Below are 18013 nucleotides of genomic sequence, written 5' to 3'. Positions count from 1 at the left end.
GTGCGTTTATGTTGTGCATTAATGTTGCCATCCACAAATATTAAATTCCTTTCAAATACCGCTATTTATCTGCATGTTGAATAGCGATCTATAAGCAACAGCTATACTAATAGGTGCACCCTATTATTTAAGCAGTTATTAATACAATATTCATGTAAAAATCTTGATCTTTGCCCTATTAAATAATAGGTTTACAGCATGCTGGTCTGACCTCAATTTGCACTGGTGCATTGTGAAGTGCTCACCCCAATTGAGCAGCGACCTGTATAATGTTCAACGCCTTTCAGGAGTGAAGTATGGCAGATTTTATATGGTTTTTACTGGTGGTTTTGACACTAGCGGTTGCTAGCTATAAACGCACCAGCTTGGTAACGGCAGTTGCCATGGGCGCAGGTGTCATGATTTTAGGCACCCTCTTTGGCGATATCGGCCTTTTAGGCTGGGTGGTATACCTGGCATTAACACTTCCTTTCACGCTATCGAACATCAGACAGCAATACATTTCAACTAAACTACTTGCGTTCTATCGCAAAGTTATGCCTGAAATGTCGAGCACAGAACAAGAAGCTATTGATGCTGGTACTGTATGGTGGGACGGTGATATTTTCAGCGGTAAGCCAGACTGGGATAAGCTACACCGCATCCCTAAAGGGCGTTTGACTGCTGAAGAACAAGCGTTTCTAGACGGTCCGTGTGACACGGTATGCTCTATGGTAGACGAGTGGCAAATCAATCACAAAGATGCCGATCTACCTCCTGAGATTTGGCAGTATCTAAAAGATCATAAGTTCTTCGCTATGATCATTAAGAAGCAATACGGTGGTTTAGAGTTTTCTGCCTATGCGCAATCTCGTGTACTACAAAAATTGGCCGGTGTCAGCGCTGTATTATCGAGCACTGTTGGTGTTCCTAACTCATTAGGCCCAGGTGAACTACTTCAGCACTACGGTACCAAAGAGCAACAAGACCACTATTTACCGCGCCTCGCGGCTGGCGAAGAAATTCCTTGTTTCGCGCTTACCGGCCCTGAAGCAGGTTCAGATGCAGGAGCGATCCCTGACGTGGGTGTGGTTTGCAAAGGCGAATTCAACGGTGAAGAAGTATTGGGTATGCGCCTTACGTTCAACAAGCGCTACATCACTCTTGCGCCAGTTGCGACGGTTATTGGACTCGCATTTAAGCTTCAAGATCCAGACGGTCTTCTTAGCGACAATAAAGAGCCAGGTATTACGTGCGCCCTTATTCCGCGTGACACCAAAGGTTTGGAAATTGGCCGCCGTCACTTCCCACTTAATACGCCATTCCAAAACGGTCCGATTAAGGGTGAAGATATCTTTGTGCCTATCGACTATATCATCGGTGGTCCGAAAATGGCGGGTCGCGGCTGGCGTATGCTTGTAGAGTGTTTGTCAGTGGGTCGTTGTATAACCCTTCCTTCATCAGCAGCAGGTGGCGCTAAGTCGGTATCACTTGCAACTGGTGCGTATGCTCGTATTCGTCGTCAATTCCGTATGCCTGTAGGTCATATGGAAGGGGTTGAAGAAATGCTGGCTCGCATCGGCGGTAACGCTTACTTGATGGATGGTGTGACGCGCTTTTCAACCGTTGGTGTTGACCTTGGCGAAAAACCTTCGGTAATTTCGGCAATCTGTAAATACCACCTAACTGAAAAAATGCGTCAAGTTATCAACGATGCAATGGATGTTCACGGTGGTAAAGGCGTAATGCTTGGGCCAAATAACTACCTTGGTCGTGGTTATCAAGGTGTGCCTGTTTCTATTACCGTTGAAGGTGCAAATATCCTTACGCGAAACATGATGATCTTTGGTCAAGGCGCAATGCGCTGTCACCCGTTTGTTCTAAAGGAAATCGAAGCAGCTTCAATTGAAGACAGAAAAGAAGCGCTAAAAGCCTTTGATAAAGCGGTATTTGGTCATATTGGTTTTGCCGTAGCGAACACTGTACGCAGCATCTGGTTCTCGTTAACTAACGGCGCGTTTAGCAGTGCACCGTTTACTGATGAAACAGCTCGCTACTACAAGCTTCTACAGGGTTATAGTGCAAACTTAGCATTGCTTACTGACGTATCAATGGGTGTACTTGGCGGTGATTTAAAACGCCGTGAACGCTTATCTGCGCGTTTAGGCGATATTCTAAGTGGCCTTTACTTAGGAAGTACTACACTTAAGCGTTTTGACGAAGAAGGTCGCCTTAAAGAAGACTTACCGCTTCTTCACTGGGCAATGCAAACTACCCTTCACGATATAGAAACTGCTATTGATGACTTCTTGGCGAACTTCCCGAATAAAGCCATTGCAGTCGTTATGCGCGCTATGGTTATTCCATTTGGCCGTCGTGTTGGCAAGCCATCTGATAAAACAGAGCACGCCATTGCGCAAATGCTACAAACGCCTTGCTCTGCACGTAGCCGTTTAGGCTATGGTCAGTACTTAACTCGTGAAGAAGGCAGCTTAATGGGTGACCTTGAGCAGACGCTTGATGACGTTTTGGCGAGCGAGCCCATTTTCGAGCGTATTTGTAAGCATAAGAAAGCTAAGTTGCCATTCACGCAACTTGAAAAGCTTGCTGATGAAGCGCTTGCAGAAGGCGTTATCAACGAAGACGAAGCGAATCTGCTGCGTAAAACTGAAGCAGGTCGTTTACGTACCATCAACGTTGACGATTTCGACCACGAAGAATTGGTAGCAAAGATAAACTCGTCTAGTGCATCGACTAAAAAACGTGGTGGCAAGGCAGCGTAAGCGCGTTGACCATTACACGTTTCTAACTAAAAAGGCCGCTTAATGCGGCCTTTCTTATTTGTTAAGTCGGCTAATCTGACATAAAAAAAACCGGAGTAGACCTCCGGTTTTTTTTAACAGTTTAGAAGTACTAGCTAAGCTGAAGTTTATCCATTAATAGAACTGCCTGAGTTCGGGTATTGATTTCTAGTTTACGCAGTATGGCGCTTATATGTGCCTTAATAGTTGCTTCGGTAACATTCATTTCATGTGCAATTTGCTTATTCATCAGACCTGCACGTAAATACGACAATACTTGAATTTGCTTAGGGGTTAGTTCGCGGAATCGCTGAAGTAGGACCTTTAGTTCGTCATCAACTTTATCGAGTTCTTCTTCCATTCCCTCTGGGAGCCATTTTTTACCTGCTATCATATCGACAATAGCTTGCGCTATTTCGCGCGTTGCAGATACTTTAGGTATGAAACCCTGTGCACCAAGACTCATGACCTGAGCAACAACTTCAACGCTATCACTACCTGAAATTACGCCAACGGGAATATCAGGGTATTGCTCTCGAAGTGTAATTAGGCCGTTAAAGTACTCTCCACCAGGCATATTTAAATCAAGAAGAACCAGTTCGACGCCATCGAATTCATTTAATTTTTCAAGTGCTGATTCAAGACTTCCTGCCTCGATAATTTGCGAATTTTCAAAGTAGGGTTCTAACGCGCCGCTTAAAGCTTCGCGAAACAATGGGTGATCGTCTGCTACTAGAATTCTCGTCATTAGCGTTACTGCTTCCTTATTGTATTTGTTGATAGATTAATACTTTCGTTTAGTAACGAAAAGCCCTAAACCTTAAAAATAGACTAAATTTCAAGAAAATTGGTGTTTTAGATTGGCATTTTCAATTCAAACGTTAAAATTGCGCCCAAAATCACGAAATGAAGGCCTATTGTGAAGAAGCACGACAACATTTATGCAAACCCGCTCAGTAAAGTAGCCGACTTTAAATTTGACGAGTCTGTGGTAGATGTGTTTCCCGATATGATCCAACGTTCTGTACCGGGATATGAAACGATTATTCACACTATCGGTGAACTGGCCAAAAGCGCGGTAAGCGATAATTCTAATGTATACGACTTAGGGTGCTCTTTAGGGGCTGCGAGTTTGTCTATAGCAAGAGCAACACAAGACAAAACATTTAACATCATAGGCGTCGATAGTAGTACAGCAATGGTTGAGCGTTGTAAACGTGTTGTGCAAGCATTTACACTGACTAACCCTATAACCATTGAGCAAGCATATGCCCAAGAGGTCGAGATTACAAATGCATCAATGGTGGTGATGAATTTCACACTACAGTTTATACCTCCTGCCGATCGCGCAGCGCTATTATCTAAGATATATGAGGGGTTGAACCCTGGTGGTATTTTAGTGCTATCAGAGAAAATTCGACACCCTACCCTAAGAGGAAACGAGCTGCTTATCGACTTGCATCACCAGTTCAAGCGCGACAACGGTTATAGCGAGTTAGAAGTGAGTCAAAAACGTGCGGCGTTGGAAAAAGTGATGCTAACCGACACATTCGAAGAACATGAAACTCGCTTAAAAAATGCAGGCTTCAGCGATGTGGTAATGTGGTACAAATGCTACAACTTCACGTCTTTAATTGCGGTTAAAGCTTAAGCCGACATACTAGGAACAACATGAGTAAACTAGAAAACATTTGGTTTAACGACTGCTACAAATCGTTATTAGATAGCCCACTTTCCCACTGGCTACAAACACTCCCTGCATTAATGGACGAATGGCAGCGCAATGGCAAACACGGTGAATTTGATAAGTGGTGTAGGTTACTCAATAAATTGCCCAATCCCGCCTGCAGCACCATCGATTTGAAAAATACTGTGACTGTAGGAAGCGAAAAAGACGTTGATACCTATACGCAAAAACAAATTGAAGGCTTATTAAAACAATTTATGCCGTGGAGAAAAGGTCCATATCATGTGCACGGTATTCACATTGACACAGAATGGCGCTCGGACTGGAAGTGGGACCGTGTTGTACCTCACATAGCGCCACTAGAAAACCGTCACGTATTAGACGTGGGCTGCGGAAGTGGATATCACATGTGGCGCATGCTGGGCGAAGGTGCCTCTCGCGTTATTGGCGTCGACCCAACGCAGCTATTCTTCATTCAGTTTCACGCCATAAAGCATTTCATACAAAACGAAAATGTTGCCACAAACAATATCCATTTTCTTCCTATGGGCATTGAAGACATGCAGCCGCTGAAGGCTTTCGATACCGTATTCTCTATGGGCGTGCTGTATCACAGAAAAGACCCTATGGCGTTTTTAACACAGCTTAAAGACCAACTTCGCAAAGGCGGCGAGTTGGTGCTTGAAACGCTAGTGGTGGACGGCGATGAAAATACCGTACTGATGGCGGGCGAGCGTTACGCTCAAATGCGTAATGTCTGGTTTTTACCTAGCACTGCGGCACTTTCCGTTTGGCTATCACGCCTAGGCTTTGAAAATATTCGCGTGGTAGATGTGAATCACACGACATTAGACGAGCAACGCTCAACGCCTTGGATGGACACGCAATCTTTGAAAGATTTTCTCGATCCGGAAGATATTACCCGCACCATTGAAGGCTACCCTGCACCACAACGAGCCGTTATTGTAGCCAACAAGAAGTAATTACCTTTCCTGAGCCAACTACTCTGTGTTGGCATAAATGTTGTAACCCTAATCTGCTAAAGTGTAAGTAATCTGCATTGATTAGGGTGACAACATGGACATACATGGCTTTCTAGCAACACATCAATTGCCAAGTAGCTATGCAGAGATTGCACAAAAATGGTTCACTCCATTATGTGAACGGCTACTCAAGCACCAAGAAGGTGCATCAAAACCTTTCGTTGTGGGCATCAATGGATGCCAAGGCTCTGGAAAATCCACATTAACCAGCTTTATTGAAGCCTTTTTAACGTCAGTACATGGCAAACGCGTTGTGTCTTTGTCTATCGATGACTTCTATCTTGACCAATCACAGCGTAACGCGCTGGCTATAAAGGTACATCCATTGCTGAAGACTCGCGGAGTACCTGGCACACACGACACAACTTTGGCGCTCACTACACTTCGACAACTCGAGAGTGGTCAGCCCACTGCCCTCCCCCGGTTTAATAAAGCAACTGACAATCCGCAGCCCAAAGCGCAGTGGCCTGTGGTAAGCGAATCACCGGACTTCGTTATTCTTGAAGGCTGGTGTGTTGGTGTACCTGCACAATCTGCTGATGATGTTAAGCGCCCGATTAATCATCTTGAAGAAGTAGACGATCCACTTGGTATTTGGCGATCTTTTGTCAATACTGAATTAGCAGGTGAATACCAAGCGCTGTTTAACAAGATCAACTATAGCGTAATGCTGAAAGCGCCCTCGTTTGATTGTGTTTACCAATGGCGTTTAGAGCAAGAACACAAACTAGCCGCTTCTGTACAAGGCGAAGGCGCTGGTATTATGAGTGACGAAGAAGTGGCAAACTTTGTGCAACACTATCAACGCATTACAGAGCACGCACTTGATTGCTTGCCCGACAGATGCGATACGGTTTTTATATTAGATTCAACAAGAACGATAACAGAACAGGATGTAAAACAATGACGAAAACGCTTGTTTTCACCGATATGGACGGCACGCTGTTAGACCACCATACCTACTCTTTTGAGGCGGCGAAACCGGCTTTAGCGGCATTAAAACAAAAAGACATTCCCGTAATACCCACTACCAGCAAAACCTTTGCTGAATTGGAGCCATTGCGAGAGCGGATAGGATTGGATGGCCCCTTTATTATCGAAAATGGTGCTGCGATTTTTATTCCTCATGGCTTTTTTAAGCAAAAGCCTAGTGGCACCGTGTGGGTAGATGGCTATTGGTGTAAAGCCTTTATCTCTAATAAGAATTACTGGATTAAGTTGCTTGAGAAAATGGGCAGCGACTTTGATGGTAAGTACAAACAATTTTCAAAAATGTCGCTAGATGAAATTCAAGAATGTACTGACCTTGACGAACACTCCGCGTCGCTTGCAGCTAAACGGCAATTTGGTGAACCCATTTTGTGGCTAGGAAGCGATGATGAAAAGCAGCGCTTTTTAAAAGCGGTTAAAGACAGAGGCGCCTTCCCACTAGAAGGTGGCCGATTCATTCACGTCTCAGGCAACTGTGACAAAGGTCAAGCGCTTAAGTGGCTTGCCAGTGAATACCAAAAACAGCACGTGACCAAAGTGAACACAGTAGCCCTTGGTGACGGTAAGAACGACGTGGCGATGTTAGAGGCAGCGCATACCCCTATAAGAATATTATCACCGGTAAATCCTCCACCCGAAGTACAAAAAGAAGAGGTATATACCAGCACCCTAACTGGCCCTGAAGGCTGGAACGAAATGCTTACTCAATTTTTATCCCTTTGATCAGGAGGACACATGGCTGATTTTTATCAAAATGGTGTGGTGACAACGTTACATAATTTGGCTCGACGTCCTACCGAAGAACTCGAAGCAGAGCTTCTTCAATTCTCGCAAAAACGCCCTATGGCGCTGATTTTGCCCTCATTATTTTCAGAACTCGAAGGCGAAGCGCTTCCGCATATCGTTAATGAACTCACCGAAGTGCCATACTTGTCTGAAATTGTTATTGGTTTAGATAGAGCCAATCAAGAACAATACAAACACGCGCTTAAATTCTTTGGAAAACTACCACAGCACCACCGCATATTATGGAACGATGGCCCTAGGCTTAAAGCACTTGACGAAGAACTTCAAGCACAAGGTCTAGCGCCTAAAGAGTTGGGTAAAGGGCGTAACGTATGGTACTGCATGGGCTATGTACTGGCGTCGAATCGTGCAGAATCGGTTGCACTGCATGACTGTGATATCGTGACTTACGAGAAAGATTTACTTGCCCGCCTCATCTACCCAGTGGCCAACCCGCAGTTTAACTATGAATTCTGTAAAGGCTATTACGCGCGTGTCGCTAATGGCAAAATTAACGGCCGTGTTTCTCGTTTATTAGTAACGCCTCTACTACGTGCACTTAAACGCATAATGGGCGACAACGAGTACCTTGAGTTTATGGACAGCTTTCGCTATCCACTAGCGGGAGAATTCTCGTTTAGACGCGACGTGCTTAATGATATTCGCATTCCAAGCGACTGGGGTTTGGAAATTGGCGTACTGTCTGAAATGCACCGCAACTATTCTCACAACAGACTGTGTCAGGCAGATATTTGTGACATTTACGACCACAAGCATCAAGATTTATCGCTTAACAACGACCAAGGCGGCTTATCGAAAATGTCTATCGACATTACCAAAGCCATTTTCAGAAAGTTGGCTACACAAGGCTATACTTTCAGTAATGAAATGTTTCGCTCGATTAAAGCAACCTATTTCCGCATTGCGCTAGACTTTATTGAAACCTATCACAACGACGCCGTCATGAACGGGCTTAGCCTTGACATTCACAGCGAAGAAAAAGCGGTAGAAATGTTTGCCAGCAACATTATGAAAGCGGGTCAAAACTTTTTAGAAAACCCCATGGAAACACCGTTTATACCAAGCTGGAACCGCGTAACCAGTGCTGTACCCGATATTTTAGAGCGTCTTTTAGAGGCGGTTGAAGCTGATACTGCAGAATTTATGGAGTAAGTAATATGGCATGGGACCTTCTCCATGACAAAGTAAAACACCATCTTGAAAGTATTTATGCCGATGTTGCGCTTGATGTCTCGTACGAGACATTAGCGACCAATTTAATGAATACTATCGGCATCAAGTCAGATGCCGATATTGCCTCGCCTCAATCTCATCACAATTATTGGGATGAGGAAGACATCGTGATGATCACCTATGGTGACAGCGTGATAGATGATGACGAGCGCCCGCTTGTGACGCTTAACCGCTTTCTACATCGCTACTGCAAGAATACGATAAATAACGTGCATATACTGCCGTTCTTTCCGTATAGCTCTGACGATGGCTTTTCGGTTATAGATTACTCGACAGTTAATGAAGCGCTTGGTTCGTGGGACGACGTTGAAGATATTGCCAAAGACTACGGGCTAATGGCTGACCTTGTGATAAATCACTGTTCAGCAAGAAGCGTGTGGTTTGATAATTTTATTAAAGGTGAAGGGCCGGGTTCTGACTACTTTTTTACGGCGGATCCGACTGATGATTTGTCGATGGTAACCCGACCACGGGTATCGCCATTATTGCGTGAAACCGAAACGGCTAATGGAACTAAGTACGTTTGGTGTACGTTTAGTCACGACCAGGTAGATTTTGACTTTAGAAACCCCAAGGTTCTACTGGCTTTTGTTGATATCATTCGTCTATACATAGACAAAGGCTCAAAGTTGTTTCGACTGGATGCCGTCGCCTTTTTATGGAAAATTGTGGGCACGAATTGCATTAACTTGCCGCAAACGCACGAAGTTATTCGCTTACTGCGCACTTTGATTGAACATGTCGACCCTTCAATCATTATTATTACTGAAACCAATATTCCCAACCGCGAGAACCTAACCTATTTTGGTAACGCCAATGAAGCGCACGCCATTTATAATTTTTCATTACCGCCACTATTGGTAAATACCTTGGTAACAGGTGACTGCACGTATTTGAAAAGCTGGATGATGAGCATGCCTCCTGCACAAAATGGTACTGCGTATTTCAACTTTATTGCTTCGCATGATGGTATTGGGCTTAGACCTGCTGAGGGTTTGCTAAGTGAAGAAGAAATATCTGAGTTGGTGCATACCATGCAGCACTTTGGGGGTAAAATTTCATGGCGTGCGTCTGATCACGGTCAGCAAAAGCCTTATGAAATAAACATTACCTTGTTCGATGCACTTCAAGGCACCACCAAGGGCCCAGATAAACATCAAGTAGACCGCTTTATTTGTGCTCATGCCATCATGCTGGGTATGGAAGGGATCCCAGGGCTTTACATTCACAGTTTGTTGGGTACTTCAAACGACTATGAGAAAGTTGCTAATACGGGGCAAAATCGTTCTATAAACCGACGTCGCTGGGACTTAAAAGAACTAGAAGCACTACTTGATTCGCCGTTCTCGCAGCATCACAAAGTATTAACCCGTTTGTCGCAGCTTATTCGCATTAGAAAAGCACAACCGGCGTTTCACCCTAACGCTACACAGTTTACGTTGCAGTTAGGCACACAGCTATTTGGTTACTGGCGACAAAGCCTAGACAGAAAACAAAGCGTGTTCTGCATAAGTAACATTAGCGATGAAGACCAAACCGTATTGTTGTCAGATATTAACTTAATTGGCACCGATAACTGGATTGATCTTATCTCTCGAGATGAAATTGCGTTAGCAAGTGGCAGTTTGCAAATGAAGCCTTACCAAACGCTTTGGATAAGTAACCAAGACTTTGAGTAAATAGTACGTAAGTAGTACTTGCGCTAGTAAACGAAAAGCCTACGCATAACCAAACACTGACCGCGGAAGGGAAGCTGCGGTATAGTACTTTTCGAAGTTCCATCAACGCACAGGGCAGTAATGCACAATATTTCCACATTTATCTTTGACCTTGACGGTACTTTAGTAGACTCGGTACCCGACCTCGCTCACGCACTAAACGCTACGCTTCATGACATGGGCTTACCGACGTACCCTGAAACCACAATAAGACATTGGGTTGGTAATGGTGCGCGAATGCTGGTTGAGCGGGGTTTAAGTGGAAGTACGAGCATTTCCCACGGCCAAAGTAATGCACTAGTAGACGCGGCGCTTGATAAGTTTTTAGTGCATTACCGCGCATTGGTATGCCAGTACTCCAATTTGTACAAAGGGGTATTCGACACACTAGCAACGCTTAAGCGCAAGCAGTACAACCTTGCGCTGGTAACGAATAAACCCGAGGAGTTTATTCCACCAATTCTTAACGCATATTCATTAAATGACATGTTTTCGGTTACGGTTGGCGGCGACGCTTTACATGAGAAAAAGCCATCTCCCCTGCCCTTGTTATACGTTAGCGATACCCTTAACGTGAATACTGAAGCGTGCATTATGGTGGGCGATTCAAAAAACGATATACAGGCCGCCAAGGCCGCTAATATGAGATGTGTAGGGTTAACCTATGGTTACAACTACGGCGAAGATATTGCCATTCATGAACCCGACTGGGTGTTTGATTGTTTTACCCAGTTGTTGACGTTATAAAAGACTAAAATAGCCGTGATGCCCCTTCCAACAGCACAAAGTGACTGTCAAAACGGGTAATCAACTTTCCATCCTTTCACGCGGTTTCACAAAACCCCGGTTAAAACCAACATTAATCTTTGGTATAACGTTGGTTTTTCTGTAACATCCGCTGTTCATTAATATACAGAACAACAGTTTATAAGGTGGTTGGTATGTCATCTAAATGGCTTTCGTTAGAAGAAGCGTTGTCTAAAGCACTCGATGCCGCTGCGCCTATTAGCGAGACTGAACAAGTGAGTATTTTTGATGCCACCAACCGCATACTGGCCGATGATGTTGTGGCCACTGTAGACGTACCGCCTTGGGACAATTCCGCTATGGACGGATACGCCGTTAATACCGCATTGCTTGACGGCGAAATGCCTCTTAACGTGCAAGGTGTGATTACTGCGGGCATGGAGGCAAGCACCCCACTACAAGCGGGCTATGCGTTTAAAATAATGACTGGCGCTCCTTTGCCACCACAGGCCGACGCCGTGGTAATGATTGAAAACACCGACGGTGGCAAAGACAAAGTTTGCATTGCGAAAGTGCCCTCCTCTGGTGAGAATATTCGTAAAAAAGCCAATGATATTGCCGTTGGCGATGTGCTAGTAAAACAAGGCACGCAGCTGTGCGCAGAGCACCTTATGTTATTGTCTTCGCAAGGCAAAAGCGACGTTACCGTGTATCGTAAACTTCGCGTTGGTGTTGTTGCTACAGGGTCTGAATTGGCACACCCTGGCAGCGAGCGCGCCAGCACACAAATTTACGAGTCGAACCGCGTGGGCGTAAGCAGTATTTTGCGAAACGAAAACGTGGATATTATCGATTTTGGTATTGTTGAAGATGACGAAGCCTCACTACGCGCGCTTTTCACAGAAGCTAGCACCAAAGTAGATGTAATGGTAAGTAGTGGCGGCGTATCGGTTGGCGATGCTGACTATGTAAAAGACATTATAAGCGAACTAGGCAACATTGATTTTTGGAAAATAGCGGTTAAACCCGGTAAGCCATTTGCCCTTGGGAAGATTGGCAACACGCTATTTTGCGGTTTACCTGGTAACCCTGTGTCGTCATTTGTTACGGCAAAGCTGCTAGTAGTGCCCGTAATTAAAAAGCTTCAGGGGCAAAACGGCAACTACGAACCGCTTTACATCAACGCTAGCATTACCCGAGAGGTAAAACGCCGCGCTGGTCGACGAGATTTTCAACGCGCAACCATGGTGAAAAACACAAAAGGCGAATGGGAAGTGACACCGTTTAAATCGCAGAGCTCTGGTGTAATGACGTCAATTACCTCGGCCAATTGTTTAATGGTGATCCACGAAGATATTGCCACTCTGAACAAAGGCGACAGCGTACCGGTGATGCCCTTTCACCTATAAACAACGAATTAGCTGCAGCGGCTGCGTTTCAACGCTCGCGGCGGCATACAAACTTAAAAGCGTGCTGCAGTACATTGTGTGCACACGGCGACTATTTGAGACTACACACTCGTGAACAAGAAACGCTTCCTACTGGAAGGTAGAGATATATTAAAACTGGCATGGCCATTATTGGTTGCGCAAATTACACAAATGCTTATGGGCGTAAGCGATACCATTATGGCGGGGCGTTACAGCGCAACCGACATGGCTGCCGTTGCCCTTGGTTTTAGCATTACAGTACCGCTATTGTGCTTTATTCAAGGTATAGCGCTGGCTTTACCGCCCATTATCTCGCGCTTGCAAGGTAACAAGAACATAGAAGGTATTGCCGATGCGTCGCAGCAGGCTGGCTACTTAGTATTTTTTGTGGGTGTAGTGGTTACCGCTTTATTACCGTTTACCAAAAGCGTAGTAGCGCTATTTCCCATGGCACCAGAGCTTTATACCATTACTGTAGACTACGTTATCTATGTGCTTCTGGCCATGCCTGGCTTTGCGCTATACCAGTGGCTACGTAACTATTGTGAAGGTTTGGGTAAAACTAAACCCACCATGACTATTACTGTTATTGGTTTGCTGGCTAACGTTGTAGGCAACTACATGTTTATTTACGGTGCAGGGCCAATACCCGCAATGGGTGGCGCAGGTTGTGGAGTGGCCACCGCCATCGTTATTTACACCATGCTTATTGCAACATTTGTGTACGTGCGTTTTGCCCCTGCTCTTAAAAAGTACAACCTATTTGGCAAGGTATATAAACCTAATTTCACTACCATAAACCGTACGTTTAAAATGGGCTTACCCATTGCCATGACCATTTTGTTTGAAGTAACGCTATTTTCATTAGTGGCACTGCTGCTGGCCCCATTTGGCGCTAATACAGTAGCCGCGCACCAGGTAGCACTTAACTTCTCGGCGTTAATGTTTATGTTCCCAATGAGCATTGGTATGGCAGCAGCAATTCGTATTGGTTATCGCATAGGTCAAAATAACGGGCGACAAGCCAAAATAGCAGCACGTACGGCTATTTTAATTGGCTTTTGCACTGCAGCGTGCACCGCTACGTTCACCTTATTAGCAAAGGGCTTTATTATTGGCCTTTATACCAGTGATGAAGCCGTATATACCCTAGCTAATGCGCTCCTGATTTACGCAGCACTGTTTCAGCTGTCTGACGCTGTGCAGGTTATTTCAGCCAATGCGCTTCGTGGTTATAAAGACACCACAGCAATGTTTATCATTACGTTTGTATCGTACTGGTTAATTGGCTTACCCACGGGCGTGATCTTAGGCAGAACCAACTGGGTGACTGCTGAGCCCATGGCAGCAGCCGGCTTCTGGATTGGGTTTATCGTAGGGCTAAGTGCAGCGGCTGTGATGTTGGGCGCACGTTTGCTTTATATTCAGCGCCCCGGTGCGACGTTGCGCGCTTAGTATCGGTATTGCCACAACGCGTGTGCACAGCGCTAAAATAACCTAGAAGCGTCGCTACACGCAGATTAATCTGCCAGCGGCGTCCAGTCTTGAGGGGTGTCTATATCAAATTGCGCATTAGGTATAGACACCGCAGTAACCTTCCCTTCTTTTTCATAGTCTTTGATAACAGGCTTTGCACCTACATCGCCCGTTAAGGCCAATAATGCTTTAAATGCTGTCGCAGGGAATATGGCAGGAACCGTAAGCTTTGTCTTCGTCTCTGGCTTTGCCTTAAAAGCGCTATTGCCACTCCCATCATCACACCATTCACTACACACAAGATGCGTTGGATTAGCACAAGAAGCCGCGACCAAATTGGCTAAATCGTGTGCCGTCAAACGAGGTAAGTCTGCAAGGGTAATGAGTATATGGCTGGGATTTACCTTGCCAGCTTCAAGTCTTGGTGATGCGTTGCCTAAAAGGTGTTTAACGCCCTCGCGAATACTTGACGCTATGCCCTCTTGCCATAGGCTATTGGTGACAAGGCTAACGGGTACATGCGCTAATGCTTCACGCACGCTAAGATCCCATTTGCCCGTGACTACGACAGATTGAGGTAAGTAATGGATCGCGTCTGTGTGTGTTGCGAGGGTGGCGTGGGAATTTGTCACACTGGGCAGTTCAACTAGCTGCTGGGCACTATGCGCCACTAACGGTTTGTTAGACACTGGGTGAACCGACACTAGCTTGTTACCGCCAAAGCGGGCACTTTGCCCGCCTGCCAGTAAAATACAGCCTAATCGATAGCTCATCGGCTGCGACTTAACCCTTTAATAGCGTCGGTTAACCCTTCTAAGGTTAAACCGTACATTCTGTCTTCCATGATTTCACGAATGATCTTAATAGACGAATAATACGGCCAATAGTTTTCAGCCTGCGGGTTTAGCCATACCGCGTTATTGAAGTGATTAAGCAAACGTTGCAGCCAAACGCTGCCCGGCTCTTCATTCCAGTGCTCTACACTGCCGCCTGGGTAGGTAATTTCATACGGCCCCATGGTGGCATCGCCAACAAAAATCACTTTGTAGTCTTTACCGTAGCGATGAATGATATCCCAAATAGGAATGCGCTCTTTGTTGCGGCGCAGGTTGTCTTTCCATACCTCTTCATACACACAGTTGTGAAAATAAAAATACTCTAAGTATTTAAACTCTGACTGTACGGCAGAAAACAATTCTTGGGTGCTTTTTACGTGAGGGTCCATAGAGCCGCCCACATCAAAAAACATCAACACCTTTACCGCGTTATGGCGTTCTGGCGCCATATGAATATCTAGCAAACCGCCCTTTTTCGCTGTTTCACCAATGGTGGTTGGCACATCAAGCTGCTCGCTGGCACCAGTGCGCGCAAACTTTCTAAGCTTGCGCAGAGCTATTTTAATGTTACGCGTACCCAGCTCAACGTCAGAACTTAAGTTTTTAAACTCGCGCTTATCCCACACCTTAACCGCAGAGAACTTTCTATTGCCTTTTTGGCCAATACGCACGCCTTCTGGGTTATCACCATAGGCGCCAAACGGCGATGTACCGCCCGTACCAACCCATTTATTTCCACCTTGATGACGCTTTTCCTGTTCTTCCAAGCGTTTTTTCAAGGTTTCCATTAACTCTTCAAGGCCGCCAGCTTTACGAAGCGCCTCGCGCTCTTCGGGGCTTAGATTTTTCTCTATTTCTTTGCGAAGCCATTCTTCTGGAATGTCTTTACCAAACAAATCAACCGACTCTACCCCTTCAAAGTACTCAGCGAACGCCCTATCGAACTTATCGTACTGGGTTTCGTCTTTCACCATAATGGTACGCGCTAGGCTATAGAACGACTCAATATCGGCGTACACCACATGCTTTTCCAGAGCTCTGAGTAAATCAAGTAACTCGCGAAGCGTGGTTTTAACCTGATACTTTCGTAGCGTGAAAAAGAACTGAATAAGCATTAGCGGCGCGCCATAAAGACCAGTTTTTCAAACAAGTGAATGTCTTGTTCGTTTTTCAGCAGTGCACCGTAAAGCGGCGGAATAGCTGCTTTACCGTCTTTCGAATGTAGCGCTTCAGGTGGAATATCTTCTGCAACTAACAGCTTCAGCCAGTCGATAAGCTCAGAGGTAGATGGCTTTTTCTTAAGTCCAGGTACGTCACGAATTTCAAAAAACGCTTTTAACGCTTCATCAAGCAGCTTTTTCTTTAAATCAGGGAAATGCACATTCACAATTTCCTGCATTTCGTCAGGGTTCGGGAACTGAATATAATGGAAGAAACAGCGGCGCAAAAATGCATCAGGCAGTTCTTTTTCATTGTTCGACGTAATAATAACAATAGGACGCTGCTTTGCCACAACGCGCTCTTGTGTTTCATACACAAAGAACTCCATTTTATCGAGCTCTAGTAACAAATCGTTTGGAAACTCGATATCAGCTTTGTCTATTTCATCTATCAATAGTACCGGGCGCTTTTCTGCACTAAACGCCTCCCAAAGTTTACCTTTAACAATGTAGTTGCCAATGTCGTGCACACGATCATCACCAAGCTGCGAGTCGCGCAAACGCGATACGGCGTCATATTCGTACAAACCCTGCTGCGCTTTGGTGGTTGACTTAATGTGCCATTGAATAAGCTCGGTGCCTAAACTTTCAGCCAGTTCCTCGGCCAACATGGTTTTACCTGTGCCTGGCTCGCCCTTAATTAACAGCGGGCGCTCTAGCGTAATGGCGGCATTAACCGCTAATTGTAAGTCTTTGGTTGCGATGTAATTAGACGTGCCACTAAAAGCCATGGATGTTGTACTCCGTATAATTCTTCGTCTTCATGTATTTTAACAATAACATATAGCTAAAAAACACTTTGCATTTTTGCGTTTGGGGCCAATGATATAGGGGTATGACGAAATCCCCTAATTCACGCTATGAATTATTAACTATTAAAAAGGTCGTACAGATCACGACAGAACGGGGTTTCCTAGAAATTAAGGAACGAGGTAAGGATTGAAAATGAACGTATTTGAAGATAATTCCCTATCGATTGGCCGTACGCCACTCGTTAAACTTAATCGCGTTACATCAGGTAATGTGTACGCGAAAATTGAATCGCGCAACCCAAGCTTCAGCGTTAAGTGCCGTATTGGTGCCAACATGATTTGGGACGCGGAAAAGCGCGGTGTCCTTACTGAAGGTAAAGAAATTGTAGAGCCTACCAGTGGTAACACAGGTATTGCTCTTGCGTTTGTTGCTGCATCGCGTGGATACAAGCTAACGCTTACCATGCCTAGCAGCATGAGCCTTGAGCGCCGTAAACTACTTAAAGCGCTAGGTGCAAACCTAGTACTTACTGAAGCACCAAAAGGTATGAAAGGTGCAGTAGCGGCAGCACAAGAAATTGTGAACTCTGACCCAGACAAATACGTGCTGCTGCAGCAGTTTGATAACCCGGCAAACCCAGCTATTCACGAAAAAACCACTGGCCCAGAAATTTGGGAAGACACAGATGGTAAAGTAGACGCGTTTGTAGCAGGTGTAGGTACAGGCGGCACAATTACTGGTGTTAGCCGTTACCTTAAAAACACCAAAGGTAAGGCAATTACTTCTGTTGCGGTTGAGCCTACTGACTCACCAGTTATTACGCAGGCGCTTGCGGGTGAAGAACTAACTCCTGGCCCGCACAAAATTCAAGGTATTGGTGCAGGCTTTATTCCTGGCAACCTAGACCTAGATTTAATCGACGAAGTTGAGCAAGTTACCAACGAAGAATGTATGGACATGGCGCGCAAGCTAATGACCGACGAAGGTATTCTTGCGGGTATTTCATCTGGTGCAGCGGTAGTTGCCGCTAAGCGTTTTGCTGAGCGACCAGAAAACAAAGATAAGGTTGTTGTAGTACTTCTAGCAAGTGGTACAGAGCGTTACCTAAGTAGCCCACTGTTCGCTGGCGCGTTCGACGAGCAAGAAGAAGTGCAATAAGCACCTATTCTGATTACATTGAAAAACGAGGCTTAGGCCTAATGCCAGTCAGTTAAGCTGACTGGCATTTTTCTTTTTGGCGGGGTACTTACTTGGTTTGGGTTTAACACATCGTGGATATAACCTATCCTCTCG

At 45.3% G+C, this 18013-nt stretch carries 15 protein-coding genes; 11 read left to right on the top strand and 4 right to left on the bottom strand.

All coding sequences use genetic code 11. The annotated features are described in order from the left end of the window. The first annotated feature begins 296 nt into the window (after window positions 1-296). Entirely contained in the window at window positions 297-2762 is a 2466-nt protein-coding gene (gene fadE, locus LHL20_RS13125; RefSeq protein WP_226433624.1) for an acyl-CoA dehydrogenase FadE, read from the top strand. A 130-nt stretch (window positions 2763-2892) separates the two neighbouring features. Here the strand turns inward: fadE and LHL20_RS13120 are convergent, their stop codons facing one another. Continuing rightward, complete coding sequence (locus LHL20_RS13120) at window positions 2893-3528, bottom strand: response regulator (RefSeq protein ID WP_226433623.1); 636 nt, start codon at window positions 3526-3528, stop codon at window positions 2893-2895. A 171-nt stretch (window positions 3529-3699) separates the two neighbouring features. Between LHL20_RS13120 and cmoA the strand changes: the two genes are divergently transcribed. The 9 genes from cmoA (at window position 3700) to LHL20_RS13075 (ending at window position 13890) form a co-directional block, all read left to right on the top strand. Beyond that, entirely contained in the window at window positions 3700-4431 is a 732-nt protein-coding gene (gene cmoA, locus LHL20_RS13115) for a carboxy-S-adenosyl-L-methionine synthase CmoA (protein ID WP_226433622.1), read from the top strand. Between the two features lie 20 nt (window positions 4432-4451). Further along, the gene (gene cmoB, locus LHL20_RS13110) at window positions 4452-5450 is read left to right on the top strand and encodes a tRNA 5-methoxyuridine(34)/uridine 5-oxyacetic acid(34) synthase CmoB (RefSeq protein WP_226433621.1); all 999 of its coding nucleotides are present in this window, start codon (window positions 4452-4454) and stop codon (window positions 5448-5450) included. Between the two features lie 94 nt (window positions 5451-5544). Next, complete coding sequence (locus tag LHL20_RS21310) at window positions 5545-6417, top strand: kinase (protein ID WP_226433620.1); 873 nt, start codon at window positions 5545-5547, stop codon at window positions 6415-6417. Continuing rightward, entirely contained in the window at window positions 6414-7223 is an 810-nt protein-coding gene (locus LHL20_RS13100; RefSeq protein WP_226433619.1) for an HAD-IIB family hydrolase, read from the top strand. Before LHL20_RS21310 ends, LHL20_RS13100 begins: the two co-directional genes overlap by 4 nt. A 12-nt stretch (window positions 7224-7235) precedes the next feature. Beyond that, the gene (locus LHL20_RS13095; RefSeq protein WP_226433618.1) at window positions 7236-8459 is read left to right on the top strand and encodes a glycosyl transferase; all 1224 of its coding nucleotides are present in this window, start codon (window positions 7236-7238) and stop codon (window positions 8457-8459) included. A 5-nt stretch (window positions 8460-8464) separates the two neighbouring features. Then, window positions 8465-10219: a sugar phosphorylase gene (locus tag LHL20_RS13090; protein ID WP_226433617.1), complete on the top strand. Its 1755-nt coding sequence runs from the start codon at window positions 8465-8467 to the stop codon at window positions 10217-10219. A gap of 120 nt (window positions 10220-10339) precedes the next feature. Beyond that, window positions 10340-11005 (top strand): phosphoglycolate phosphatase, encoded by a 666-nt coding sequence (locus LHL20_RS13085; protein WP_226433616.1) that lies wholly within the window; start codon window positions 10340-10342, stop codon window positions 11003-11005. A 194-nt stretch (window positions 11006-11199) separates the two neighbouring features. Further along, a complete protein-coding gene (moeA, locus tag LHL20_RS13080) occupies window positions 11200-12414 on the top strand; it encodes a molybdopterin molybdotransferase MoeA (protein ID WP_226433615.1) in 1215 nt (404 codons plus the stop codon). Between the two features lie 111 nt (window positions 12415-12525). Further along, a complete protein-coding gene (locus LHL20_RS13075; protein WP_226433614.1) occupies window positions 12526-13890 on the top strand; it encodes an MATE family efflux transporter in 1365 nt (454 codons plus the stop codon). Window positions 13891-13955: 65 nt separating this feature from the next. Here LHL20_RS13075 and LHL20_RS13070 read toward each other — a convergent pair whose 3' ends face one another. From LHL20_RS13070 to LHL20_RS13060, 3 genes are read right to left on the bottom strand one after another with little or no spacing between them, the layout of a single operon-like run. Continuing rightward, window positions 13956-14684, bottom strand: coding sequence for a nucleotidyltransferase family protein (locus tag LHL20_RS13070; protein ID WP_226433613.1), 729 nt, complete (start codon window positions 14682-14684; stop codon window positions 13956-13958). Beyond that, window positions 14681-15862: a vWA domain-containing protein gene (locus LHL20_RS13065; RefSeq protein WP_226433612.1), complete on the bottom strand. Its 1182-nt coding sequence runs from the start codon at window positions 15860-15862 to the stop codon at window positions 14681-14683. The genes LHL20_RS13070 and LHL20_RS13065 overlap by 4 nt, the downstream gene beginning before the upstream one ends. Continuing rightward, window positions 15862-16698 carry an AAA family ATPase gene (locus LHL20_RS13060; protein WP_025255415.1) on the bottom strand — a complete coding sequence of 279 codons (837 nt, stop codon included), beginning with the start codon at window positions 16696-16698 and terminating at the stop codon, window positions 15862-15864. Before LHL20_RS13060 ends, LHL20_RS13065 begins: the two co-directional genes overlap by 1 nt. 214 nt (window positions 16699-16912) lie before the next feature. Between LHL20_RS13060 and cysK the strand changes: the two genes are divergently transcribed. Beyond that, window positions 16913-17878 (top strand): cysteine synthase A, encoded by a 966-nt coding sequence (gene cysK / locus LHL20_RS13055; RefSeq protein WP_226433611.1) that lies wholly within the window; start codon window positions 16913-16915, stop codon window positions 17876-17878. Window positions 17879-18013: the final 135 nt, after the last annotated feature.

Origin of the sequence: Alteromonas sp. McT4-15, from assembly GCF_020515205.1 — a bacterium.
Taxonomy (GTDB): Bacteria; Pseudomonadota; Gammaproteobacteria; order Enterobacterales; family Alteromonadaceae; genus Alteromonas.
Note: the sequence above shows the minus strand (reverse complement) of the source record. Positions and strands in the feature narration are given on the sequence as shown.